Genomic DNA, 353 nt, shown 5'->3' on the forward strand with positions numbered 1-353 from the left:
TCGCCTCGCGCTCAAGTTCACGCAATTTCACCAGATCGCCGCTATTGTTTGCCTGCTGTGACTTGAGCTGCGCCAGACGCGCGGTCAGGTCTTTTTCCTGCTGCACGGACCGCGAGACCTCGACTTGCAGCGAGGAGCGGATGCGCCGCAATTCAGCGTCGATGTCGTTCAGCACCGTGCCCGCCTGCGACTGCGCCTGAATGAGCGCCGGGTGACGGGGGCCAAGCTGGGTGGACAAGCCGCTTGCCGTCTGGCGCGCCTGCGCATATTGCGCCCGCAGCGCCGTCAGCGTGTTGGATCGCAAATCCTCCGGCAAAGTCCCGGTTACCACACTGTCGGAAGTGGCGTTGCTC

1 protein-coding gene is annotated in these 353 nt (G+C 63.7%); it reads right to left on the reverse strand.

Annotated elements, in window-relative coordinates; genetic code table 11:
- Window positions 1–353, reverse strand: a 353-nt coding sequence (locus R0J92_RS22005; RefSeq protein WP_411053214.1) for a hypothetical protein, incomplete at both ends; no start/stop codon positions are given.

The organism is Tritonibacter sp. SIMBA_163 (assembly GCF_046535935.1).
Lineage (GTDB): Bacteria > Pseudomonadota > Alphaproteobacteria > Rhodobacterales > Rhodobacteraceae > Epibacterium > Epibacterium scottomollicae.